This window comes from Leclercia sp. 1548, from assembly GCF_050435045.1.
Classification (GTDB): domain Bacteria; phylum Pseudomonadota; class Gammaproteobacteria; order Enterobacterales; family Enterobacteriaceae; genus Enterobacter; species Enterobacter adecarboxylatus.
The window spans coordinates 54983-81202 of record NZ_JBNDJP010000004.1 but is presented as its reverse complement, the minus strand read 5'-3'; the positions used below and the strand labels follow the sequence as shown (position 1 = coordinate 81202).

Genomic DNA, 26220 nt, shown 5'->3' with positions numbered 1-26220 from the left:
AGCATGTCTGAGCAGAATTTATCCAGAATGGGGACCGCGAAAGTCACGCTCATCCGCGATGAAGAGGGGCGTCGGGTTATTGAAAAATCCCCCGTCAGCGAGGTGGAGTTTGCGTTTTATCACGCCGCTGCGCCGCGGCTCGGTCTGGCGGGCGTTGCTTCTCCCGCACTGCTGTCCGCCGACGCCCCCCGGCGCAGGTTAAGGCTGGAATACATTCCGCACCCGGTGGATCAGGAGGCCGTGGCGGGCGACGAGGTGCTGTCGATGTTGGCCCGCCTGCATGCTTATCCGCCGGACCCGTCATGGACCTGTCATCCCCACGGCTGGTCAGCCGCCGCGCTTGAGGCATCCCTCGCGCTGTTGGCCCTGCCGGATCATGCAGCGCAGCAGATGCTCTGTTTTCATCAGCACAGCGAGGCGTTGTTTCGTCATCCGGGCCTGATATCCGGCGACAGTAATGCAGGTAACTGGGGAAGAAGAGACAACGGTGAGTGGGTGCTTTTTGACTGGGAACGGTTTGGTACGGGAAGCCCGGCTATCGATCTGGCCCCCCTGATTAAGGGGATGGGCACCCCTCAGGCATTCAAGGCGATGGCCGAACGTTATCGCCTTATTGCCGGTTATCCCGACGGGCATGACTTAGCCAAAGAGATTGCCATTGCGAAGGCCTGGATCGTGACGGAGGTGGTCTTACTCCTGCATGCACGGCAGAAAAGCGATTATCCACGTTATCTCAGCTGGTATCGGGAACACCTTCCTGGCTGGTTAGCGAGCACCGTCAACCTTCTTTGAAACCCTGCGTGGAGAACCTCAATGCGTCAACTTTCTCTCCTTTTATGTTTGCTGTTACTCACCGGTTGCGTCGTCAACGCCCCACAAAAAGCGCAGTTTAATGCCGAATATCAGAACCGCCAGGATATTCGGCATCACACGGTGTACCGCTTTATGACGAAACCGCTCAAGCCGGGCGGGGGTAAAGACTATGGTGCAAACGATCTGGCCGAAACCTTGCGTGCCAGAGCCGACAATGCGGCGATGGTGGAGCTGCGCTTTAACTATCCTGCCAGACGGTTGCAGGTGAAAACGCTGGATGCGCAAAACAGAACGCTGCGGGAGGTGACTTACGTGCTGCTGGATGAATCGGCGGCAAAACCGTCCGGGAGTGATAGCCGCTACTTCTTCCTGACCAAAGAGGGAGTGCTATTAACGAAGTATAAAAATTGCACCCCGGATATGAGCGTCGGTTGTCGCTGGCATGACCGGATGCTGTTCATTACCCGTAACGGCGATATGGCGGTGCAGTTCGCCAGCGGAACGGCGGGCATGGCGTTTCTGGTGATCCCGTTTTATGGCTCAGAGAAGCATCTGACGATTTACCCGAAGGCTACGGGCGTTTAAGGCGTGTTGCGCGCGCTCCTGGTGCGTGTACGGTTCGGGGTGAGGGCATCAGGCCGCACTGAATCGCCGTGCGGCGGCGAACTCTCTTCGCACGTTCACGGGGGACGCGATTGACAGAGAAGTGCTGAACGTAAGGTGATCGGAACCGCCACCTGAGCCGCATGTTCCCCTCACCCCAACCCTCTCCCCATAGGGGAGAGGAGGCCGATCGTGCCAATCTGAATGCTCTTAACGCAATGAAATAGTCACAATATAATTAATCACTTACAGCGACTCACTGGTCCGGCTGAAAATCGCCGAAGCGTTTCCGGAAGGCCGGGGCGAGGCGCAGGGATGCGCCGAGAGGGCATAGCCTGCATGGATGCAGGCTGGTGCCCGACCCGAAAGCCTGAAGGAATAAGCTGAGGACAAAATTGCCGGGAGCAATTTTGAACAGCGCCTGCGCTGGCCCCGTAGGGGTGAGCCCCAGGGATGGGGCGAATAATCCGCGAAGCGGCGATTTTCTTTGCCGGGAGCCGGGATTGTGAAGGGGGCGGCGGCGAGCCCCCTTCGCACGTTCACGGCTGACGCGGCTGGCAGAGAAGTGCTGAACGTAAGGTGAACGGAACCACCACCTCAGTCGCATGTTTCCCCTTTCCCTCAAGGGAGAGGGAGTCGATCGCGCAACGATCAAACTCATGCATTTCTCTTATTGAACTTAATTAGCCAGCTATAAGACTTTAACTACCTTCAGTCTCTTTCAGGGTTACGCTCATGTTTCTGTCATGGTGGTTAATCGTTCCTGTCGTGGTAGGGATCGCCATACTTTTCATTATGGTGTCCCGGCTCTCTAATGAGGTTGATAAGCTTGAAACCGCGTTACAAGAAAGCAGGGGACAGCTGAAATCCCTCGGTCAGCAGGCTGATGAGTTCAAACTGGCGAATCTGCGCATGACGGAAAATTTGTTGCGGGTAAAGGGTTGCGCCCAGAGTCTGCAAAACAGCAACGGCGCTGAACAAGAAAGAGTGCTGTATGAAATGACCTGCGCCCTCAATCTGGCCACGAGTCATGTTATGAGTCACCCTGATTTTATTGCGCCTCGTGCAGCGCAAGAGACCGCTTTCGCGCAGAAGGTTAACGAATCATTGCCGTTAATGTTCCGCTGAAATAATAAAGCCGCTTTGCAGCGGCTTTATGTCGTCAGGATGCAATTCGCCCCTTCTCTGGCTTATATCCTATACCCGCGCCTCAGACACAAGCCCGACTTCTGCTGCCATAAATGGCAGGTGAATAATAATAAATATTATGAAAGGATAAATAGGGCCTCTTTGCAGGTTGTAGTTATATTTTTGAATATTCAAGGGTGTTATTTCCCCGGTAACAAGTGCGAATGAAAATAGACGGGATAGTAAAGTTTATTGCAGTTTCCTGCCAGTGTTCCAGTACATATAAAGGCGTTTTTTCATCATTTGAAGGAGAGATTAAGTGTCGGTCAAGGTAAAAGGATGGGAAAGAAATCGTGGTACAAAAAACAAGTCTCCTTCCACAAAAGCAGTACATGCACAACAGACGGGTGTTTGCGCGCAATGTCTGGAAAATAATCAGAAAAAAGAAAGTGAACAGACGACGCCTTTTAGCAGGAAGTTATTAAACTACGCGTTATTAGTTATTTTACTTGTCTGGCTATTTTTATACTTGGGATGTAAGCCGCATATAAATGAATACCTTGGCTATCCAGAGAACCCTGACAAAGTTGTTAACGCGGTTGGATTATTCAGAGCCTGGCTAAACGTCGGTATGGTGACCATCGTGATTTTCTTTACCTACTGGGACCGATGGGAGGTTTTCAAAGAGGCGATTTCTAATAACATTGAAGACGCTGCATTTAAAAAAAGAGCTAATGCGCTTTTTATCCCCTTCGCCTTAGCCGTTATACCCTTCACAACTGCGCTGAGCGATCTGGCGGCGCTTCTTCCAATACACGATTATGCTTACCATTTGTTGATGGCTTTCTTAATATTGCTTATTGTTACAGATGGCTTAGTGACCGGTAATTTAGTGAGAAAATATTCTAATAAGTCAGTTAAAGAGACATTCTCTAACCATTTTTGGATATTTTTGTTTACTATTTTCCTTTGGTTTGTCATGACGGTGATATTAAGTTTCCCTTTGAGTATTTAACGCAGGGAACAGGATATAAATTCCCTGGCTGCAGAAAACAGGCCACGGCATGGCAATTTTCTTGTCAGGCACCGGGTGGGGGATTCCCCCTCACCCCAACGCTCTCCCCAAAGAGGAGAGGGGGCCGATCGTGCCGATCTGGATGCTCTTACCGCAATGAAATAATCACAATATAATTAATAATTTACAGCGACTCCCCTGTCCGGCTGAAAATCGATGAAGCGTTTCCGTAAGGCCGGGGCGAGGCGCAGGGACGCGCCGAGAGGGCATAGCCTGCAGGGATGCAGGCTGGTGCCCGACCCGAAAGCCTGGAGGAATAAGCTGAGTGCACCGTGAAGCGGCGATTTTCCTGGCCGGGAGCCGGGATTGTGAAGGGGGCGGCGGCGAGCCCCCTTCGCACGTTCACGGGTGACGGGGCCGACAGAGAAGCGCAGAACGTAAGGTGAACGGAACCGCCACCTGAGTCGCATGTTCCCCTCATCCCAACCCTCTCCCCAAAGAGGAAAGGGGGCCGATCGTGCCGATCTGGATGCTCTTACCGCAATGAAATAATCACAATATAATTAAAAAGTTACAGCGACTCCCTGTCCGGCTGAAAATCGACGAAGCGTTTCCGTAAGGCCGGGGCGAGGCGCAGGGACGCGCCGAGAGGGCATAGCCTGCAGGGATGCAGGCTGGTGCCCGACCCGAAAGCCTGGAGGAATAAGCTGAGTGCACCGCGAAGCGGCGATTTTCTTTGCCGGGAGCCGGGATTGTGAAGGGGGCGGCGGCGAGCCCCCTTCGCACGTTCACGGGTGACGGGGCCGACAGAGAAGCGCAGAACGTAAGGTGAACGGAACCGCCACCTGAGCCGCATGTTCCCCTCACCCCAACCCTCTCCCCATAGGGGAGAGGGAGCCGACCGTGCCAATATCAGAAGAGGGAGCCGACCGTGCCAATATCAGGAGAAGGAGCCGACCGTGCCAATATCAGAAGAAGGAGCCGATCGTGCCGATATCTCCTCTCCCTCCAGGGAGAGGAAGAAATTCTACCGCTCCCGCAGCGCCTCTTTCGCCCGGTTAAACGGCTTGATCATATAATCCATCACCGATTTCTCGCCGGTCTTGATATCCACCGTGGCAATCATCCCCGGCACGATCGAGAAGTGTCTGCCCGCTTTGTTGACCAGGTAATCCTGGCTGGTGCGGATAAACACCCGGTAATAGAACACCTCCGGTTTGGCTTCATCCTGGATGGTGTCCGGCGAGATGGTCTCCACCACGCCGTCCAGCCCGCCGTAGATGGCGTAATCGTAAGCGGTGATCTTCACCAGCGCCTTCTGGCCAGGGTGGATAAAGGCGATATCCCGGGGCGACAGGCGGGTTTCAATCAGCAGGTGATCGTCTACCGGCACTATCTCCATCATCTCGCCGTTGGGCGGGATAACGCCGCCGATGGTGGTCACCTTAATGTTCTTCACGATGCCGCGCACCGGGGAGGTCATCGTCAGACGGGTGACCGAGTCCTCACGCCCCTTCAGCACCGCAGAGAGCATATCCACTTCCGCATTGGATTTGGACAACGCCTCCCGCGCCTGGACGTAATACTGCGAACGCAGGTCGGTCAGCTTCAGCTCCAGGTCGCTCTTCTGGCGCTGCAAGCGCAGGGCTTCGACGTGGCTGGCGGCACCGGTCTTCACCAGCCGCTGGGTGATCCCAAGCTCCGTGTTGACCAGTTCCAGCGCCTGGCGCAGCTCGCGCCGGGAGTCTTCCAGCTGCTCGCGGCGGGAGTTGTAGAGCCGGGTTTCAGCGGCGATCAGATCGGTCCATTTCGCCAGTTCAGGGGGGAATACCAGCGGCTGATCGTTCACCTCTGCATGCAGACGGGCGCTGGAGGCGAGCGACGCGCGGTAGCGGGCGGCGCTCTCACCCACGTTGGATTCAGAGCGGGTCGGGTCGAGACGCGCCAGCACCTGCCCGGCCTGCACCTGGTCCCCCTCGTGGACCTTGAGCTCTGCCAGGATCCCGCCGTCGAGCGACTGTAATACCTGCTCGCGGGAGCTGGGGATCACCTTCCCGGTGCCGGTGGAAACCTCATCCAGAATGCTGTACCACGCCCACACCCCGGCGACGACAAACAGCAGCAGGCTGATTAACACAATGCTTCTGGCCCCGGTATAACCGCTCTCGGAGCCGAGGGCGTTATCCAGGTCGTCCATCGCGGCGGCATCATGCTGATTGATTTTCATTTTTCCACTCCCGGCCATTCGCCTGCTGTTGCTGCTGCATCCGGCTGTTGCTCAGCGCCTGGGCTTTCGGCGCATCCATCACCAGCATTCCCTCTTTTAACACCACCACGCGCTCAACCAGCTCCAGCATCGGCACGCGGTGGGTGGCGACGATCAGGGTGCGGTTGCCCAGCCACTGGCTCAGGCGCTGGATAAACTCGCGTTCGGTGTGTTCATCCAGCGAGGCGGTAGGTTCGTCCAGCAGGACGATGTTGGGATCGCGCAGGAACATACGCGCCAGCAAAATCGACTGGCGCTGGCCGCCGGATAGCCCGACGCCGTTCTCCATAATCTGATGGTCCAGCCCTTTCGCCAGCTTCTGCACGAAGGCGGCCGCGCCGCACATCTCCAGCACGGCAAAAATTTCGTCGTCGGTGGCGCGCGGCATCCCGAGTGTAATGTTCTCCCGCAGGGTGCCGTAAAACAGCCGCGCGTTCTGGCTCATCAGGCCGACGTTGCGGCGCACGTCCGCCATGTCGAGATGGGGCAGGCTGAGGTTGTCGAGCCGCAGCTCGCCGCCCACCAGATCCATGCTGCCTACCATCGCCTGCAACAGAGTTGATTTGCCCGCGCCGTTACGGCCGAGGATCGCCACGTGCTCGCCGGGTTTGATCTCCAGCCGGTTGATGCGCAGCGCCGGGTTCTGCACGTCGCCGCCGTAGGCAAACTGCGCCTGCTCGAACAGGTAGTGACCGCGCAGCACGTCCTGGCGGATCGGCGTCTCTTCGCGTTGGTTCTCGGTGGGGAGCTGCATAATGTTGTCCAGCCCCTCTTTAGCCGCTTTGACCTGTTGCCAGCGGGCCAGCACACCGCACAGGGTTGCCATCGGCGCAATCATCCGCGAGGCCAGCATTGACGCCGCCACCACTGCACCGGTGGTCATTTCCCCTTCGATCACCATCGGGGCACCCACCACAATCACTGCGGTGTAGACCAGGCTCTGAATGGTCATCCCCCAGCTGATCAGGCCCTGGGTCAGCTCGCGGGTCTTCAGGCCGGACTCGGCGGTGATCTGAACGTAGCTATTCCACTGTTGCAGGAAGCGGTTCTCGGCCTGCATCAGCTTGATATCCTCCAGCCCCTGGACGCTCTCCACCAGCACGGCGTTGCGCAGGGTGGATTCATGGGCTGCCTGCTTCGCCAGCGACGCCAGCTTTTTTTGAAGCAGCAGGCCCGGCAGCACCATCAGCACCGCCGCCACCGGGGCGATCCACGCCAGCTGAGGGGCGATGATGGCCAGTACCCCGACAAACAGGAAGAAGAAGGGCAGGTCAACGATGGTGGAGATGGTGGATGAGGTCACCATCTCGCGGATCTGCTCCAGCTCGCGCAGCTGAGAGATAAAGCTGCCGGTGGAGCGGGGCACCGCGCTGTTGCGCAGGCGCAGGGCGTGACCGAACACCCGGTCCGAGACGCGCAGGTCGGCCCGTTTCCCCAGCAGATCCATAATGTGGCTACGGGCGAGACGCAGAATAAAGCCGAACAGGGTGGCAATCAGCACCCCGATAGTCAGCACGTACAGGGTGGGGTAGGACTGGGCGGGGATCACCCGGTCATAAACCTGCATCGAGAATAAAATCCCGGCCAGCGACAGCAGGTTGATGAACAGCGCCGCCAGCATTACGTAGGTGTAGGGCCGCAGGTCGCGCATCACCAGCCGGTAGAGCCAGTCCGGGCGGTATTTTGAGATATAGGCATCCACGCGGCTGTCTTTTAACGCCGCCAGCGGACGCAGGGCCACCACCTGATGAATGGCGGGTAACATCTTCGCCAGCGAGATGCGGTTGGTCTGCGCCTTGCCGTCGAAGAAGCAGACGTCCAGCATATCTTCGCCGTCGAAGTGCTCGATCACACCGATCTTGCCGTCATTAAGCTCGACCACCACCGGCAACCGCCAGCTGTTGATCGACTCCTGGCCGTTGTTCAGCAGCTTAAAAGAGAGCCCCGCCTCGCGGGCCAGCCCGGTCAGGGCCGGGGTTTTACTCTTTCCCTGTAGCCAGGGTGCGCCCGCCACCAGCGCCCCAGGGGAACAGGCCACCCGGTAGCGGGTGGCGACATAGCCAAACGCCTGCGCCCAGTGTTCCAGCGCCTCCTGCGTCAGCGGCTCCTCGTGAAGGATATCGTCTTGCTTCATGGCTGGATCTCCACTGACTGAATCGTGTGGTTTTCAAGGTCGAAGGCATTGCGCATCCGTCCGGTGTTATACAGGCAGTTGATCTGCAGCTGATGCAGTTGTCCGGCGGTTTGCCACTGGGTAAAGCGGGCCTGGTAGACCTCCTGCTCGGCGTTCAGTACGTCCAGCAACGGGCGGGAGCCGAGATCCAGATACTGCTGCTGATAGAGTTCGCGGGTGCGCTGGCTGAGGGTCTCCTGGCGGGACTGGATCTGCAGAGTGCTCATCAGGCTCATCACCTGGCTGCGGGACTCCTGCAATTTTTGCCGCACGTCCAGCCGGGTGCGCTGCACGTTGGACTGCGCCGCCTCCACCGCATGGCTGGCGGCGTTACGCCGCGCGTTCAGGCCGCCGCCCTGGTAGATGGGCATCTCGACGTTAACCGACACGTTGTACTGGGTTTTATCCAGCGTATCGTGGCCGGGATAGCGATTGTTAATGTAGTGGCGCACCTCCGGCTCCAGCGAAATGGTCGGGGTCATCTGGGCGTTGGCGTAGTCCAGATTGGCCTGCGCGACGTTGGCCTGCGCCCAGGAGGAGAGCACCGCAGGCACCAGCCGGTCATCCGGCTCCTTGATGTCGCAGCTGCGGGCCAGTTTCTCCGGGAAAGTGTTGCTGACCGCGTTGAGGTTGCTCCAGCCAAGATTGCTCATCAGCGTGGCGCGGGCGCTGTCGAGATTAGCCTGATACTGCATCAGCTGCGATCGTGCCCCTTCGATACGGGCGTCGGTCTGTACCACATCGGAGAGCGAGGTGGCCCCTTCGTCATTACGCTGGCGCGTCAGTTTGCCGATGCTGCCCAGCGCCTCAAGCTGCTCTTCGGCGGTATCCACCATCTGCTGCCACATCTGCACCTGCACCAGCGCGGTGGCGGTATCCCGGGCGATGGTATCAATGCTCAGCAGCACATTGGCCTGCTGTGCCACCACACCCGCGTCTTCGGCGCGCACCTGGCTGGCAACCTTGCCAAAGTCATAGAGCATCTGGGAGAGGGAGAGCACCACGGAAGGGGTAAAACCGGTATCGCTGGAGTTGTTACTGTAGCCGTTGTTAATACCGGCGCTGATCTGCGGGTAGTACTTCGATTTGGCAACATCTACCTGCTGTATCTGTTCGTAGAGTTTGCCCACCGCTTCGCGAATGGTGGGGTGCCAGTTAACGGCACGTGTCACCGCATCGCCCAGGGTTAAGGTGCCGGGCGCGGCCTGGCTTGTCGGCAATGCAACCCGTCCATTCAGAGAGGGCAGCTCCTGATTTTCATTTAATTGCCCAAAACTAATGACCGCAGGGGAGTCGGCGGCCAGGACCTGCCCGGACAACAGGCAGCACCCCAGCCACCAGCAAGGTACTTTGTTCATGGCATTATCCCTAAAAAACTGAACAACTTTATAATGTTAAGCCCGGGCGACGTGCGCCCGGGTCTTGTTATTAGCCTTAGCTGGTGATGATGTGTTGTTGGTTAACCAGTTCCTCGTAAGTTGTCTGAACGTTATCCAATGTTACCAGTGTAGTATTGGTGTAAATATTTGCCGCTCCGTCTCGGTCGACAGAGATCACGGTATTGCCATTGCTGTTGGTAACATGCAGATAGTTACCCAGCGTTGCGCTTTGACCGTTCCAGCCCACCAGCAGATCGCTGATGTCGATCTTGTCTCCCTGCGCCAGCGAGAAGTTAGTCCAGTGGTCATTGCCCCCGTTGCCCGCCGTGCCGTTACCTGCCGTGTTGTTCAACACCTCGTAAATCAGCGTGTCGCCATAGGCGCTACCGGTGAAGGTATCGTTATGCTCGGAACTGACGAACTTCGGTGCCATATCAATGGTCAGGGTCGCGGTATCGGAGGTGCCGTTATCGCCGGTCAGTTTGTAGGTAAAGGTCTCCTTCGTGGTCATCGAGTCCAGCGAGACGCCGCTGTTCAGGGTGTAGGTGTAATGCCCGTCCACGCCGATGGTCAGCACCCCGTAATGCCCCTGAACCGTGGCGGTCGCCGTGGCGGTGGTGTACGGATCCAGCGTAGTGACGGTGCCGGTATAGCTGGTGATGCTCAGACGGCTGTCCACCGAATGGAGCTGATCCAGCACGCCGCCCGAATCCGAACCGTCAAAGATATTGCCGGTGACGGTGTGGCCCGCCGTGGTCAGCTCATTGTTCAGGAACACCGTTGTCCCGGTGACGTACGGCGTGATGGAGATGGCGCCTACCCCCAGCGGCCCCATGGAGCCGGTAAAGCTCAGGGTGTAAGTCCCCGCGTCCAGATCCAGACCCGCGACGTTGATGGTGGCAACGCCACCCAGCAGCAGACCGCCATTGAAGGAGCCGCTTCTGGAAACCCCCGCCCCGGTAATGGTCCAGTTCACGTTCAGGCCGCCCAGCGTCAACAGTGAGGCGACGTTGAAGTGGAGCACGACGTCATGCAGGGCGGTGTTGGCCGCCACCACAAACTCGCCGCTGCCTCTGCCCGTGGTAGGGGCCAGCAGGGCGGCGTTCCAGGTCGCGTTACCCACCGTATCATCCCGATAGGCCGCCACAGGGTGGGTCGCATCCACGCTCAGCGTATCGCTGACGTCGTTGACCGCATCCAGCGCCACCGGCGTTGGGGTGATGTTCAGCGAGGCGGTGTCCTTATCGCCATTCGGTGCCGTCACGGTATAGACGAAGGTGTCCGGCGTGCTGATCAGGTCGGCTCCCACCCCGGCCCGCAGGGTGTAGGTGTATTTGCCCTGCGCGTCGATCAGCAGGGTGCCGTACTGCCCCTCAATGCGGGTGGTGCCCGTGGCGTTCACGTCAACGCCGTTCACCTGGGTGACGAAGGTGCCTGCTGGCACAATGTCACTCTGCAGCACGTCGCCGGTCGTCGCGGCGGTGGTGCTGGTGACGGCATAAACATGATCTTCCAGGATGTTGAGCTGGTAGCCGGTCAGGGCGGTGATCCCCGAGACGGTGTTCATCAGGAAGATGTATTCCCCTGCCGGCAGGGTCAGCGTCAGCGGCGCTGAGGTGCCGCCCAGCAGCGGCGCGCGCAGCCAGCCTGACTCGGTGCGCATCCGCTCATAGCTCTGTGTCGCCGGGTTGAACTTGTAGATATAGAGGTCAAACACCGACGCCAGGGCAACCCCGCCAACAGACCCCTGAATGGTCATGGTGCGGGTGGTGCCTTCCTGCACGCTGTACTTCATCGTCTCGCTGCGATCGTCCAGCAGGTTGAGATTCAGCACGTTACCCAGGTTGACGCCCACCACGGTAAAGCCGCTCTGGCTCGATGGACCGTAGTCGATAGCCTGCACCTGCGTGTTGAAGGTCAGGGAGGCGGTATCGTCCACTGCCGTCACGCTGTTGCGCACCGTGTTTTCACCCAGGGTGATTACCAGGCGGGCGTCGTCCGTGGCCCCTTTCCCGGCGATGTTGTAGGTGAAGGTATCGGTCCGGCCCAGCACCGAGGCGCTGGTGTTGGTCAGGGTGTAGGTATAGCTCCCGTCAGTATGCAGGGTCAGGGTGCCGTACAGCCCGTTGATGGTGGTGCCCGCCGCACCCGCCGCCACGTTGACCGTGACGCCGTTGGCGTTGGTCACGCTGGTGACCACCGTGCCGTTCGGGGCGCTGTCGCTGCCGCTCACCGGATCCACATCGGTGATGACGTTGCCGTTTTGTACCAGCGTGCCGGTCAGGGTGCCCGCGGTGGTTTGCGTGACGTCCACATCAAGGCTGGTGTACGACCCGGTCGCCAGCAGGTTGGAGTTGTAGCTCAGCACGCGATACTGCCCGCCCGGCAGACCGGTCAGGTTCAGCGTCACGCCGCTGGCCCCGAGGGTCAACAGGTTAGCGAACTGCGGCAGGCCGGTATCCACTTCCGTGGTCCAGGTGGTGCCGTTCCAGCGCTGAACGATGATCTCCAGAGTGTTGAGCAGGGAGAGGACAATGCCGGTGGCGCTGGCGTTGATCTCCATATCCGCGCTACCGCCGGTCGGTACGCTGAAGGTCACCTGGGCCGAGTTTTCCCCCAGCAGCGACAGCACGTTGCCGACGCCGCCCACCAGCTGGACGCCATAGTCACTGTACTGGGCAGTGCTGATGGTGGCGTTGGTGGTCAGGGCCAGCCCCACCACGTTGTCACTGGCCGACAGCGGCAGGTTTGGCGCAATCACCGTGCCGGTGACGGAGGTATTACCCGCCGCATCGGTGGCCGACAGGGTGATCCGCTCCCCTTCGGACTGCTTATCGGTGAAGGTGTAGCTCCAGTTGCCCTGCGCGTTGGCGGTGGTGGTCACCACGCTGTTATCGCTCAGCAGCAGGGTGATGGTGCTGCCCGCTTCGGCAGTACCGCTCAGGACGCTGCCGTCGGCGTTGAAGGTCCCCTGCGGCGTGCCCGGCGCAACGGTATCCACCACAATCGAACTCAGCGGCGTCACGGCGCTGGTGCCCGCCGCATTGCCTGCGGTGGCGGTAAAGGCGTGAGGGCCATTACTCAGCGGCACGGTTGGGGTCCAGGTCCAGACCCCCGCGCTGTTGGTGGTCACCGTGGCTAACAACACGTTGTTGTCATACAGGGTGATGGTGGAGGACGGCTGCGCGGTCCCGGTCAGGGTTGGGGTGGTATCGTCCGTGCTCTGCCCGTTCAGCAGGTTGCCGATGATGCTGCCCACATTGTCGTTGACGCTGGTGATGGCCGGTGGGTTTGGCACCTGCGAGTACGGCATCCGCAGATCCACCGTCAGCCCGGCGTTACCGGCCCGGTCGGTGGCAAAGACGTGCAGCAGCTCGGCGTTAACCTGCGGCGTGGAGAGCGTGATGCTGAACTTCCCGGTGGCGTCAGCGACGCCGGTGCCCAGCACCGTCACGTTGTCAGTGCCGAGAATGGTCACGGTACTGCCCGCCTCGGCGGTGCCGTTAACCTGGCCGCCGCTGTTAAGCACGGTGAAGCCACCCGGCGCGCCCGGCGCTACGGTATCGACGGTGATGGAGGTCACCGGCGATGCCGCGCTGAGGTTGCCCGCCGCATCGGTGGCGGTAGCGGTGAAGTTATGCACCCCGTCGGTGAGGGTGGTGGTGGTCTGCGCCAGCGTCCACTGGCCCTGGGCGTTCGCCGTGACCTCGCCCACCAGAGTGGTGCCGTCGTAGATGCGAACGTTTGCACCGGCTTCGGCTGTGCCGTTGAGGGTCGGACGGTTGTCGTTAGTCGGATTACCGTTGAGTACCGGACCCTGAATCGAGCCGACGTCATCCACCACCGAGGTGATGACAGGCGCGCCCGGGGCGGTAGCATCGAGGTTAAGGTTAAAGCCAGCGGTTGGCAGGCTCACGTTGCCCACCGCATCGGTGGCGGTCACCGTCAGGGTGTGCTGTCCGTCTGCCAGCGGCGTCGTTGGGGTAAAGCTCCAGGCGTTGTTAGCGTCGGCCACCACGCTGCCCAGCAGCCGATCGCCGTCGTAGACGTTCACCGTAGCGCCAGCTTCCGCCGTGCCGTTCAGGGTCGGTCTGGCATCGTTGGTCAACTGACCGCTGGTGAGCGACACCTGGGTGCCGACATCATCCACCACCGAGACCAGAACCGGTACTGCTGGCGGCTGGGTATCTACCGTCAGGCTGAAGGTCGCAGAAGGATCGCTGCTGTTGCCTGCCGCATCCGTCGCCACCGCCGTGAAGTTGTGCAGGGCGTTGGTGAGCGGCGTGGTCAGCGGGATCGTCCAGTTGCCGTTGGCATCGGCAGTGGCGGTACCCAGCAGGGCCTGGCCTTCAAAGATCTGCACCCGGGCATTCGGTTCGCTGGTACCGGAGAGCACCGGCAGGGTGTCGTCGGTGCGCTGACCGCTGGTGAGCGCGCCCGTAACAGAACCGACATCATCCTGAGCCAGGGCGATGACCGGCGCGACCGGTTTAAGGGTATCCACAATCACCGTGAAGCCTGCCGAGACCTCACTGAGGTTGCCTGCCGCATCGACGGCAGTGGCGGTGAAGGTGTGGCTGCCATTGTCCAGTGCGTTTTCGGGTGTGAAGGTCCAGTCGCCTGCGGCGGTGGCCTGCACGGTGCCGAGGGAGACGCCATTGTTATAGACAGTCACCGTGGCGTTAGCGGCGGCTCTGCCCGACAGGGTTGGAGTGGCATCGTCGGTGATCTGACCGGAGGTGGTGAGTGGGGTCTGGATCGGGCCAACGTTGTCGGCGGCCGCGACAATGGTCGGTGCCGCAGGTGCCAGCGTATCCACCGTCAGGGTAAAGGCACCGCTGACAGGACCGGTATTCCCGGCGGGATCGGTGGCCGTCAGGGTCACGCTGTGCAGCCCGTCTTCGATGAGGGTGTCAGGCGTAAAGGTCCAACTGCCCGACGCATTCACCACCGCGCTGCCAATCTCCTGCCCGTCGACAAGAACGCGAACCGTGGAGCCAGCTTCACCGGTGCCGGTAAAGGTTGGACGGTTGTCGTTGGTAATGCCGCCGTTGTTGATCGCGCCGGTGATGGTCCCGACATCATCCACCACGCTGGAGAGCACCGGCGCCAGTGGGGCAACGGTATCTACGTTCAGCGAGAAGGCCGGAGAGGTGCCCGAGACGTTACCTGCCGCATCGGTAGCGTTGACGCGCAGCGCGTGCGCCCCCTGAGCCAGATCGCTGGTCGGAATAAAGCTCCAGCTACCGCTGGCGTTGACCAGCGCGGTGCCGATCTCGATACCGTTATCCAGGATGTGCACGGTGCTGCCCGCCACGCCGGTGCCGGTCAGTTCTGGCCGTGCATCGTTGGTGAGCTGGCCGCTGACCAGCGGGCCGGTATTGCCCGCCACGTCGTCGTTAACGCTGACCAGCACCGGGGTGGCCGGTGGGGTCATATCGACGGTCAGAATATACTCCCCGGAGAGCGGGCTGACGTTACCTGCGGTGTCGGTTGCGATGGCGGTAAAGCGATGTTCGCCTTCAGCCAGCACCGTCGTTGGTGTGAAGCTCCAGATACCGCTGGCGTTGGCCAGCACGGTGCCGAGCAGGCGGCTGCCTTCGTAGATGGCGACGCTGCTGCCCGCTTCCGCGCTACCCGACAGGGTTGGGGTGTTGTCGTTGGTGAACCCGCCGCTGGCGACGTTACCGGTGACCGGGCCGACGTCATCGTTGGCGCCGGTGATAACCGGTGTAGCCGTCACGGTATCAACCACCAGCGAGAACGGATCCGAGCGCAGGCTTTCGTTGCCCGCCGGATCGGTAGCGCTGAGGGTCAGGGTATAAGTGCCGTCGTCCAGCGCCTGAGGCAGGGTAAAGCTCCAGGCACCGGTGGCGCTCACCGGGACGCTACCGAGCAGGGTATCGCCGGAATAGACGTTAATCACATCCCCCGGCGTCGCCGTGCCGTTCAGTACCGGCTGGTTGTCGTCGGTCGGTCTGCCGCTGACCACCGATCCGGTGACGGTGCCCACGTCATCCACCAGGGTGCCAAACACTGGTGCAGCAGGTGGCGTCAGATCGATATTGACTGTCGCCGCTGGCGACTGGCCGCTGGTCTGGCCATCAACGGTGGCGGTCACGCTGAAGCTGTGGCTGCCTTCCCCAAGGGTCGAGACCGGGAATGTCCAGGCCCCGGTGGTGGCATCGGCAGTCACCGTGCCCAGCGCGGTGGTGCTGCCGTCCTGGTAAATGGTGACCAGGCTGCCCGGGATCGCCGTACCGGTGAGGGTCGGGGTGGCGTCGTTGGAGCTGCCGCCTTTGACGTTGACGTTACCGCCGGTGCCGTTGTCATCCAGGATGGCATCGATCGTCGGGACATCCGGCAGCGCAGGCGTGGCCGGGACGTCATAGGTTGCCGGGCCGCTGACGTTGCCCGCCGGGTCGCTGGCGGTCAGGGTGAGGGTCACCGCATCGCTTTGCGGCGGGGTCAGGGCCACGGAGAATTGTCCCTGCGCGTTGGTCACGGCGGTGCCCAACACCACGTTATTCGGGCCAGTGACCGTAATGGTGGTACCCGCTTCGGCGGTGCCGGTCAGCGGTGTACCCCCGGAAACGATGTCGGTAACCGCAGGCGCATCCGGTGCGTCAGTATCAATGACCACGCTGACCGGGCCGCTTTGGCTGGTGTTGCCCGCCGCATCGCGCGCCACCACGGTGAGGGTATGCGTAGTATCAGACAGCGGCGTGCCGACCGGGATCGGCAGCGTCCATTGTCCCTGTGCGTTGACCTGCACCTCGCCAACAGGATTGCCGTCAACGGAGACGGTAACGGTGCTCAGCGGTTCGCCGGTGCCGCTCAGCGTTGGGGTGCTGCTGTTAGCGTAGAGCGTGCCGTTGGCGAGGGTGCTGTCGGAGATCTCCAGCAGCTGCGGGATTGCCGGTGGCACGGTGTCGATGGTGAAGGCAAAGTTACTGCCCGCCTCGCTGACGTTCCCGGCGGCATCCATTGCTGCCACGGTGAGGGTGGTCGCGCCATCCTTCAGCACTGGCGTGGTGATGGTCCAGGTGCCGTTGCTGACCAGGCCGCGTCCCACTTCGATACCGTTGCTGTAGAGAATAACGGTAGTGCCGTTCTCCCCGGTGCCGGTGACGGTTGGGATGTTGCCGTTGCTGCTGCTGCCCGCCGCGATATTGCCGGTGACCGGCCCAACGTTATCATCCACGCTGGTGATGACCGGGATCTCAGGCACGAGGCTGTCGACGGTCACGGTCATGGTGCCGGAAAGCTCAGAGACGTTGCCCGCCTCATCGGTGGCAGTGAGGGTGAAGCTGTGCGACCCCTCGGCCAGCGGCGTCTCTGAACGCCATGTCCAGTTGCCGTTAATATCCACTACCACTTCGCCCACCAGCACATTACCTGTGGTGGTCTGGTCGTAGATGCTGATCACGTCATCCGGTGTGCCGGTGCCGCTCAGCACCGGACGGGTGTCGTTGGTGGCACCGTTATTGCCCACCGGCCCGGTAATGTCGCTGACGTTATCCGTCACCACTGGCAGACCCGGTGCGGTTGGAGCATCGGTATCGATGGTAATGGACACCGGCTGCGACGGGGCGCTCTCGTTGCCCGCGCCGTCACTGTTGGTCACGGTCAGGCTGAGGTCGTAGGTGCCATTTGGCAGACTTTCTGGCGGGGTCCAGGTCCAGGTGCCGCCTGGCTGGACGGTGGTTTCACCGATCGGGGTGGTGCCGTTGTAGATGGTGACGATATCCCCCTCATTCCCGGTGCCGCTCAGGGTTGGGGTGGTATCACGGGTGCTACCGCCGCCGGTAAGGGCGATCTCTCCCGTGCCGTCAGGGTTGACGGTGATGTCCGGGATAGCCGGTGTGGCAGGGGCCACGTTATCCACCACCAGGTTAAAGGTGTTGGAAACGGCGGTATTGCCTGCCGCATCGCTGACCGTGGCGGTCAGGGCGTGCGTACCGTTACCCAGCGGGGTCGTCAGTTGCACGCTCCATGCCCCCGTTGCGCTGGTGGTGGCGGTGCCGAGCAGGGTGGTGCCTTCATAGAGGCTAATCTGCGCGTTGGCCGGGCCTGTTCCCCGGATCAACGGCAGGGTTTCGTCGGTCGGCTGGTCGCTGACCACGTCGCCCGTGACGCTGCCCGTGCTGTCCACGGCCAGGGTGATGACCGGGGCAACAGGCGGTACGGTGTCGATGGTGACGTTAAAGGCCGGGGAGGCCTCGCCGGTGTTACCCGCGGCATCCGTCGCCACGACGATGATCGCGTGCGGCCCCTCAGTGAGCGGGTCTTCCGGGGTGAAGCTCCATGTGCCTCCTGTTCCTACCTGGGCCGTGCCGACTTCCACGCCATCCACCTGAATGCTGATGGTGGCCCCGGCTTCCCCGGTGCCGTTCAGGGTCGGACGGGTGTCGTTAGTGGCGGTGTTGTTCCCGATGACGACCGCGGTGCCGGAGAGATCGTTGATCACGGAGGTGATCGCCGGGGCGTCCGGGGCGGTGGCATCAACCACGATGCTCCAGCTGTTGGAAGCGGCGCTGGCGTTGCCCGTGGTATCCACGGATTGCGCCGTGAGGACGTGGCCGCCGTCAGGCAGCGCGGCGGTGAGCTGGATCTCCCAGGTGCCACCCTCGCCGGTCTGCGTGGTGCCGATCAGCGTCGTGCCGCTATAGAGTTGAATCGTCGTGTTGGCAGGGCCGGTGCCGCGGATCAGCGGCGTTGCATCGTTGGTGGTTTGCCCGTCAGTGATGGTGCCGGTCACGCCGGGCACGTTGTCTACCACATCCACAATCACCGGGATGGCCGGAGGCGTGGTGTCCGGGGCGGCGATCTGGCCTTCCGCGCCGGTGTTTCCGGCTCTGTCGGTGGCGGTGACCGTCAGCAGTTCGCCGTTCTGTTTCGGCGTGGTAAGGGTGATGGAGAAGCTGCCGGTGTCATTGACCACCCCGGTGCCGATCACCGTATTGCCATCGCGCACGGTAATGGTACTGCCTGCTTCACCCCGGCCAGTGAGGGTGCTGCCATTGTTAAGGACCGTGAAGCTGTCCGGTGCGCCCGGGGCAAGGGTATCAACGGTGATGGAAGCCACCGGGGATGCCGCGCTGAGGTTACCCGCCGCATCGGTGGCAATGGCGGTGAAGGTATGCTCGCCATCCTCAAGGGCGATGAGGGTTTCATCCAGCGTCCACTGTCCCTGATCGTTGGCGAGGGTCTCGCCTACCAGGGTCTCACCGTCGTAAATGCGCACGGTTGCGCCGGCTTCGGCGGTGCCGTTGAGGGTCGGACGGGTGTCGTTGGTCGGGTTGCCGTTAAGCACCGGACCTTGCACCGAGCCGACGTTATCCACCACCGAGGTGATGAGCGGTGCGACCGGGGCGGTGGCATCGACGTTGATGACAAACCCTTCGTTAGGTGGGCTGACGTTGCCCGCCGCATCGGTGGTGGTCACCGTGAGCGTATGTTCCCCGTCAGCCAGCGGCGTCGTTGGGGTAAAGCTCCAGGCGTTGTTCGCCCCAACAGTAGCGCTGCCCAGCAGGGTGGTGCCGTCGTAAATGTTCACCGTGCTGCCCGCTTCGGCCGTGCCGCTGAGGGTCGGTCTGGCGTCGTTGGTCAGTTGGCCACTGGTGAGGTCCACCGGCTCGCCCACATCATCCGTGACCGAGACCAGAACCGGCGCGTCCGGCAACTGGGTATCTATTGTCAGGGTGAACGGCGCGGACGGATCGCTGATATTCCCTGCCGCATCGATCGCCACCGCGGTGAAGCTGTACACATCATCGCTAAGCTGTGTGTTCACCTCGATCGACCAGCTGCCATTGGCATTGGCGATGCCTTCACCGATCAGGGTCTCACCATTGAAAATCTGCACCCGGGCATTCGGTTCGCTGGTGCCGGTGAGCACAGGCTGTTGATCGTTGGTGGTGCGGCCGCTGGTGAGCGCCCCGGTCACCGGGTCAACATCGTCAATCGCCAGCGCGATCACTGGCGCGGTTGGTTTCAGGGTATCGACAATCAGCGTGAAGCCCGGCGAGGTTTCGCTGAGGTTGCCCGCCGCGTCAATGGCGCTGGTGGTAAAGGTGTGGCTGCCGTTGCTCAGGGCCGTGGTCGGGGTCCAGCTCCACTCCCCGGTTTCCGTGGCCTGCACGGTGGCGACCTGGGCACCATTATCGTAAATCACTACGGTGGCGTTGGCTTCAGCGGTGCCGGTTAACCCTGGTAAGGCGTCATCGGTGACCTGGCCGGAGGTGGTGATTGGCGTCTGGATAGGACCCACGTTATCGCTGATGGCGGTAAGCGTCGGGGCCGCAGGTGCCAGCGTATCGACCGTCAGAATAAACGGATCGCTGGCGGGACCGGTGTTCCCGGCGGTGTCGGTGGCGGTAAAGCGGATGCTGCGCGAGCCTTCTTCGAGCGCCGTCTCCGGGGTAAAGGTCCAGCTGCCCGAGGCGTTAACCACCGTGGTGCCGATCTCCTGATCATCGACAAGAATACGGATAGTGGCACCCACTTCGCCGCTGCCGGTAAAGGTTGGACGGGCGTCGTTAGTGACATCGCCGCTGTCCAGCGTGCCGGTCACCGTGCCGACATCATCCACCACGGTGTCCAGCACCGGTGCCGACGGGGCAGTGATATCGATAGTGATGTTGAAGACCGGCGAGGCGCCGGAGACGTTGCCCGCGGCATCGGTAGCGTTAACGCGCAGATCGTGTGGCCCTGAGGCCAGATCGGTGGACGGCGTAAAGCTCCAGTTGCCGCTGGCGCTGACCAGCGCGGTGCCGATCTCCACCCCATTATCCAGAATGTGAACCGTGCTGCCCGCCACGCCGGTGCCGGTCAGTTCCGGGCGCACATCGTTGGTGACCTGGCCGTTGGTCAGCAGACCGGTATTGCCCGCCACATCGTCGTTGATGCTGGTGATCAGCGGCGTGGCTGGTGGGGTCACGTCAACGGTCAGGGTGTAGGAACCGGAGATCGGGCTGACGTTGCCCGCGCTATCGGTGGCGACGGCGGTAAAGACGTGCTGACCTTCCGCCAGCACGGTGGTCGGCGTGAAGCTCCAGGCACCCGTGGCGCTGGCGGTGACGGTGCCAATCAGCTTAATGCCGTCGTAGATGGCGACGCTGCTGCCCGCTTCCGCCGTGCCCGTCAGGGTTGGGGTGTTGTCGTCGGTGCTGCCGTTGTTGGCGACGTTGCCGGTAACCGGCCCGACGTCATCGTTGGCCCCGGTGATGATTGGGGCGTCCGCAGTGGTATCCACCACCAGGGAGAAGGCTTCCGAACGCGGGCTTTCGTTCCCGGCCGGATCGGTGGCGCTGAGGGTCAGGGCGTAGGTGCCATCATCCAGCGGTTGGGCCAGGGTGATGCTCCAGGCTCCGGTGTTACCCACCGTCGCGGTGCCGATCAGGGTATTGTCGGCGTAAAGGCGGATCACATCGCCTGGGGTTGCCGTGCCGGTGAAGGTCGGCAGGTCATCATTGGTAGGTCTGCCACTGACCACCGTACCGGTCTGCGGGCCAACGTCGTCCACCACGCTGCCAAACGATGGGGCGGCCGGTGGGGTGAGATCGATATTGACCGTCGCCCCCGGAGACTGGCCGCTGGTCTGGTTGTCGACAGTAGCTGTCACGCTGAAGCTGTGGCTGCCTTCAGCCAGGGCATCTGAAATCGGGAACGACCAGGCCCCCGTCACTTCGTTGGCAGTGACGGTGCCCAGCGCCGTGGTGCTACCGTCCAGGTAAATGGTGACCACGCTGCCCGGGATCGCCGTACCGGTGAGGGTAGGGGTGGCGTCGTTGGAGCTGCCACCTTTGACGTTGACGTCACCGGCGGTGCCGTTGTCATCCAGGATGGCGTCGATAACAGGAACGTCCGGCAATTGTGGCGTCGGCAGGACGTCAAAGCTCACCGGATCGCTGGCGTTACCCGCTGGATCGCTCGCCACCACGTTCAGCGTGGTTTCGTTGTACTGCGGTGGGGTCAGGGCCACGGAGAACTGCCCCTGCGCATTGGTCACGGCTGTGCCCAACACCACGTTACCCGGGCCAGTGACCGTAATGGTAGTACCTGCTTCGGCGGTGCCGGTCAGCGGCGTACCGCCGGAGACGACCTCGCTGACCACCGGCGCGTCCGGGGCGTCAGTATCGACGACCACGCTGACCGGGCCGCTTTCGCTGGTGTTGCCCGCCGCGTCGCGCGCTACCACGGTGATGGTATGCGGATTATCGGACAGCGTTGTGCCGACCGGCAGCGGGAAGGTCCACTGCCCCTGCTCGTTGACCTGCACCTCGCCGAGAGGATTGCCGTCAACGGAGACGGTAACGGTGCTTAACGGCTCGCCGGTACCGCTGAGGGTCGGGGTGCCGCTGTTCACGTACAGCGTGCCGTTCGCCAGCGTGCTGTCAGAGATCTCCAGCAGTTGCGGGTTGCCCGGCGGCACGGTGTCGATAGTAAAGGTGAAGTCGCTTCCGGCGCTGCTGACGTTCCCGGCGGCATCCACTGCCGCTACGGTGAGGGTCGTCGCGCCATCCTTCAGCGCGGCCGTGGTGATGGACCAGTTGCCGTTGCTGACCAGCCCGCGCCCGACTTCAACGCCATTGCTGTAGAGGATCACTGTGGTGCCGTTTTCGCCGGTCCCGGTGACGGTTGGGGTGGTGTCGTTGGTGCTGCCGCCCGCGGCGATGCCATCCACGCTGCTAATCAGCGGGATCTCCGGAAGCTGGCTGTCAACGGTCACGGTAATGGTGTCCGACACCACCGAGGCGTTGCCCGCGGCATCGGTGGCGATGACGGTAAAGCTGTGCGACCCCTCGGCCAGCGGCGTCTCTGAACGCCATGTCCAGTTGCCGTTGAGATCCACCACCACTTCGCCCACCAGCACGTTACCGTCTGCGGTCTGGTCGTAGATGCTGATCACGTCATCCGGTGTGCCGGTGCCACTCAGTACCGGACGGGTGTCGTTGGTCGCGCCGTTGTTGTCCACCGGTCCGGTAATGTCGCTGACGTTATCGGTGACCACCGGCACGTCAGGTTTATCCGGCGCGTCGGTATCGATAGTGATGGACACCGGCTGCGACGGGGCGCTCTCGTTGCCTGCGCCGTCTTTGTTGGTCACGGTCAGGCTGAGATCGTAGGTGCCATTTGGCAGCCCGGCTGGCGGGGTCCAGGTCCAGTTGCCGCCCGGCGGAATGGTGGTTTCCCCGATTTTGGTGGTGCCGTCGTAGATGGTGACGATATCGCCTTCTGTCCCGGTGCCGCTCAGGGTTGGGGTGGTGTCGCGAGTGCTGCCGCCGGAGGTGAGCGGCTCTTCGCCGCTTCCGTCAGGGTTGACGGTGATCGCCGGTACTCCCGGAGTGGCCGGGGCCAGGGTATCCACCACCAGGTTAAAGCTGTCGGAGGTGGAGACGTTGCCGACTGCATCTCTCACCGATGCGGTCAGGACGTGGGTGCCGTTAACCAGCGGCGTGGCAAGCTGCAGACTCCAGATACCCTCCGCATTGCTGGTGGTGGTGCCGAGCAGGGTGGTGCCTTCATAGATGCTGATCTGCGCATTCGCCGGGCCGCTGCCGTGGATCACCGGACGGGTTTCGTCAGTCGGGACGTTGTTGCTTACATCCCCCTGCACGCTGCCGGTGTTGTCTTCGATCCGGGTGATCACCGGAACGTCCGGGGCGACGGTATCAATCGTCAGGGTAAAGGCCCCGGAAGCCGGGCTGCTGTTCCCGGCGGCATCTTTTGCCACCGTGGTGATCTCGTGCAGACCATCCGCCAGCGCCGTGGCTGGGGTGAAGCTCCACTCCCCGCCGTTGCCCACCTGGGCGGTGCCGATCTCTACGCCATCCACCCGAATGCTGATCGTCGAACCTGCTTCGCCGGTGCCGTACAGGGTTGGGCGGTTGTCGTTGGTGGTGCCATTGTTGGCGATGGCTTCTGCGGTCTCAGGCAGATCGTTGATCACCTGGGAAATGGCTGGCGTGGCCGGTGGCGTAGCATCAAGGATGATGCTCCAGCTGTTGGAGAATTCGCTGCGGTTGTCATTGCTATCAACGGCTTGCGCCGTCAGGACGTAGCCACCGTCGCCGCTTAGCTCCAGCTCGGTGGTCCAGTTGCCGTTCTCATCCACTTCGGCAGTCCCCACCAGGGCCTCGCCGTTGTAGATATTAATGGTCGCGCCCGGTTCGCCGGTACCCGTGATGAGCGGACGGGAGTCATTAGTGACCTGACCGTTGCCCACCACGCCGGTAAGGCCCTCTACGTCATCCACCACGCTGGTGATGAGCGGGGCCTGCGGCGGGGTGACGTCCGGTGCAGTCACACTGCCTTCCGGCCCGGTATTGCCCGCCGGGTCGGTGGCGGTGGCTACCAGTTCCTGCCCGTTCAGGCGCGGGGTACTGAGGAGAATTTCGAAGCTGCCGTCAGGGCCGGCAACGCCTCTGCCGATGACGTCGTCGCCATCGCGAAGGGTGACGGTGCTGCCTGCTTCTGCCTTACCGGTCACCACCGTGCCTTCAGGATTGATCGCCAGATCGGTCGGTGCGTCAGGCGGGGTGACATCCCCCACCACGGTACTCACTGGCTGGCTCTGGTTTCCGGCGGCATCAGAGGCCACCACGTTGAGGGTATTCCCTTCGGTTTGTGGCTCGGTGAGAACCACGTTGTAGTCGCCATTGGCATCGGTCTGGCCGGTACCAATCACCGTTCCGCTACCGTTGGTGATGGTGATCGTGCTGCCTGGCTCGGCGGTGCCGATGACCTCGGTGCCGCCAGGGATCAGGCTGATGGTCGGCTGGTCCGGCGGGGTGCGGTCAATGGTAAAGTCAAACGGAGCGGAAGGGGCGCTGGTGTTGCCCGTCAGATCGGTCTCCGTCAGGGTGATGCTGTGCGCGCCATCCGCGAGAGGGGTCGTTGGGGTAAAGCTCCATTTGCCATCTTCCCCCACCGTGGTCTGGCCCACGGGCTGACCGTTGTCATAGATCGTGATGGTGCTGCCCACCTCGCCGGTGCCGGTCAGGGCAGGGCGGTTGGCATCGGTGGTTTGCCCGGCGGTAAGCACGCCCTGCACCGTCCCGGTGGTGTCAGTGATCGTCACGCTGGAAGGGGCATTCGGGGCAACGGTGTCCACGTTAAAGCTGAATGCCGGTGAGGCCGGTCCGGTATTGCCCGCGCCGTCGGTGGCCCGGGTGGTGATTTGATGCGCCCCTTCGCCCAGGGCGGTGTCAGGGGTAAAGCTCCAGCTGCCGTCGCTGTTCACCTGCGCCGTGCCGATGGCGACGTCGTTATCGTAAATCGTGATGGTGCTGCCGGGTTCGCCGCTGCCGCTAAAGGTCGGACGGGCATCATCGGTGGTCTGGCCGCTGGCGAGCGTGCCGGTTACGCTGCCCACATCATCGGTAACGCTGTCGAGGATTGGGGCTTGCGGGGGTGTCGTATCTACTGCGGTCACCGGTGTACCCGGTCCGGTATTGCCTGCCCCGTCAGTCGGGGTGACGGTCAGGGTCTCGCCGTTGGTGTACGGCGTGCCCAAATCGACGGTGAACTCGCCGTTGCCGTTGGTCTGGCCTCTGCCGACCACATTCCCGTTGGCATCGGTGACGGTGATGGTGCTGTTGGCTTCGGCGCTGCCGCTAAGTTGAGTGCCATCTGCGGAGAATCTGAGGTTGCTGGCCGCGCCCGGTGGGGTCGTGTCGTTCGGATCGGTGCCTGGCTGCGTGGGGTTACCGCCGTTGCCGCCGTCACCATCCCCATCACCGCCGTTGCCACCGCCATTGCCATTATCGTCGTCGCTCCCGCCACCACCACCGCCACCGCCGCCACCTGCGGCCAGGGCAATGCCGCCTGCCACTGCCACGCCACCCAACGCCCACGGCCAGATCGCCGCCTCACCTGCCGACGCGGTGGTTGTTCCCGCCAGCAGGGCATCAATGGAGGCTATCGACTGGTAGCCCTCTGCCGCCATGGGATCGGCGATCCACCACAAGGCGCCGTTACTCTCTTCCAGCACCAGTTGGCTGATCCCCTGATCGCCCGCGACAAAGAAGTTTTTGAGGGTGATGACTTCGCCGTCATTCAGCTTAACGATCAGGTCGTTACCGCTGCGTTCATAGCCGAGAATGTCGGCGCGTTCGGCATCGATTTTAACGATGGAGGAATCATTCAGCGTTACCTGAGACCCGTCTGTTACCCTTTCCACGTGCGTCAGTTTGGAGATGACAGTGATTTTACTCATGTGTATTACTCCCGGCAGAGTGCAATGAAATGGCGAGCGGTTTCAGCCATTTCTATTGAGCAGATTGAGCGCCACCCGTAGGGAAACTGTTTATTTGAAACAATGACCCAGGGTAATTATTTGAAAGTTATTCAGGGCTGCCGATAAATCGATGGTGGCAGCGACATTTTGCCCTTGATATTAAGGGGTAAGGCGATATGAGATATATTTCTCGGCGGTAAAATCCTTGTCTTTAATATTGGTAACAATTTCGTATTGACTGAAATTGATATAGCCATAAAGTGCTAAAAGCGCAACTTAAGCGCAGGTTAATAAAGGGTTAGTAGTGTTGAAACGGTAATTGCTGTGCAGGTGAATTAAATGAGTCCAGGCGGGGTGCGGGTTGGCGTGATGGACGAAGCGCTGAGTGGAGGCGTTCATTTTAAAGGTAATTTAAGGGGTTAGTAATTATCTGGATGTGTAAAACAGGCGAATTTATATTTTAGTGTGGCTGTGTAAAGAATTAAGCTGGAGTAAATAAGGCAGTGAATAAGATATATCAGGCGCGTATTTTAATATCCATATACAGGAGTTGCATTAATAAATAGTGTTGCCACTTAGAGCATGGTTTAAGTTAAGGCA

At 61.2% G+C, this 26220-nt stretch carries 8 protein-coding genes; 4 read left to right on the top strand and 4 right to left on the bottom strand.

All coding sequences use genetic code 11. The annotated features are described in order from the left end of the window. Positions 1-3 precede the first annotated feature (3 nt). The 4 genes from ABIE02_RS12960 (at position 4) to ABIE02_RS12945 (ending at position 3559) form a co-directional block, all read left to right on the top strand. Positions 4-792 (top strand): phosphotransferase, encoded by a 789-nt coding sequence (locus ABIE02_RS12960; RefSeq protein WP_336995182.1) that lies wholly within the window; start codon positions 4-6, stop codon positions 790-792. Between the two features lie 21 nt (positions 793-813). Further along, positions 814-1398 carry a hypothetical protein gene (locus ABIE02_RS12955; RefSeq protein ID WP_336995183.1) on the top strand — a complete coding sequence of 195 codons (585 nt, stop codon included), beginning with the start codon at positions 814-816 and terminating at the stop codon, positions 1396-1398. A gap of 753 nt (positions 1399-2151) precedes the next feature. After that, positions 2152-2544 carry a hypothetical protein gene (locus ABIE02_RS12950; RefSeq protein WP_336995184.1) on the top strand — a complete coding sequence of 131 codons (393 nt, stop codon included), beginning with the start codon at positions 2152-2154 and terminating at the stop codon, positions 2542-2544. A 319-nt stretch (positions 2545-2863) separates the two neighbouring features. Continuing rightward, a complete protein-coding gene (locus ABIE02_RS12945; RefSeq protein ID WP_336995185.1) occupies positions 2864-3559 on the top strand; it encodes a hypothetical protein in 696 nt (231 codons plus the stop codon). A 1027-nt stretch (positions 3560-4586) separates the two neighbouring features. Here the strand turns inward: ABIE02_RS12945 and ABIE02_RS12940 are convergent. The 4 genes from ABIE02_RS12940 to ABIE02_RS12925 form a co-directional block, all read right to left on the bottom strand. Continuing rightward, positions 4587-5756 carry an HlyD family efflux transporter periplasmic adaptor subunit gene (locus ABIE02_RS12940; RefSeq protein ID WP_103792627.1) on the bottom strand — a complete coding sequence of 390 codons (1170 nt, stop codon included), beginning with the start codon at positions 5754-5756 and terminating at the stop codon, positions 4587-4589. Positions 5757-5766: 10 nt separating this feature from the next. Next, complete coding sequence (locus ABIE02_RS12935) at positions 5767-7959, bottom strand: type I secretion system permease/ATPase (protein WP_032613348.1); 2193 nt, start codon at positions 7957-7959, stop codon at positions 5767-5769. Further along, positions 7956-9356: a TolC family outer membrane protein gene (locus tag ABIE02_RS12930; RefSeq protein WP_032613346.1), complete on the bottom strand. Its 1401-nt coding sequence runs from the start codon at positions 9354-9356 to the stop codon at positions 7956-7958. The genes ABIE02_RS12935 and ABIE02_RS12930 overlap by 4 nt, the downstream gene beginning before the upstream one ends. A 76-nt stretch (positions 9357-9432) precedes the next feature. Next, positions 9433-25599, bottom strand: coding sequence for a BapA/Bap/LapF family large adhesin (locus tag ABIE02_RS12925; RefSeq protein ID WP_429211286.1), 16167 nt, complete (start codon positions 25597-25599; stop codon positions 9433-9435). Positions 25600-26220: the final 621 nt, after the last annotated feature.

Bases quoted from the DNA above. Each gene is read 5' to 3' on its own strand.
- ABIE02_RS12960 (WP_336995182.1), top strand. From the start codon at position 4: ATGTCTGAGCAGAATTTATCCAGAATGGGGACCGCGAAAGTCACGCTC.
- ABIE02_RS12955 (WP_336995183.1), top strand. From the start codon at position 814: ATGCGTCAACTTTCTCTCCTTTTATGTTTGCTGTTACTCACCGGTTGC.
- ABIE02_RS12950 (WP_336995184.1), top strand. From the start codon at position 2,152: ATGTTTCTGTCATGGTGGTTAATCGTTCCTGTCGTGGTAGGGATCGCC.
- ABIE02_RS12940 (WP_103792627.1), bottom strand. From the start codon at position 5,756: ATGGACGACCTGGATAACGCCCTCGGCTCCGAGAGCGGTTATACCGGG.
- ABIE02_RS12935 (WP_032613348.1), bottom strand. From the start codon at position 7,959: ATGAAGCAAGACGATATCCTTCACGAGGAGCCGCTGACGCAGGAGGCG.
- ABIE02_RS12930 (WP_032613346.1), bottom strand. From the start codon at position 9,356: ATGAACAAAGTACCTTGCTGGTGGCTGGGGTGCTGCCTGTTGTCCGGG.
- ABIE02_RS12925 (WP_429211286.1), bottom strand. From the start codon at position 25,599: ATGAGTAAAATCACTGTCATCTCCAAACTGACGCACGTGGAAAGGGTA.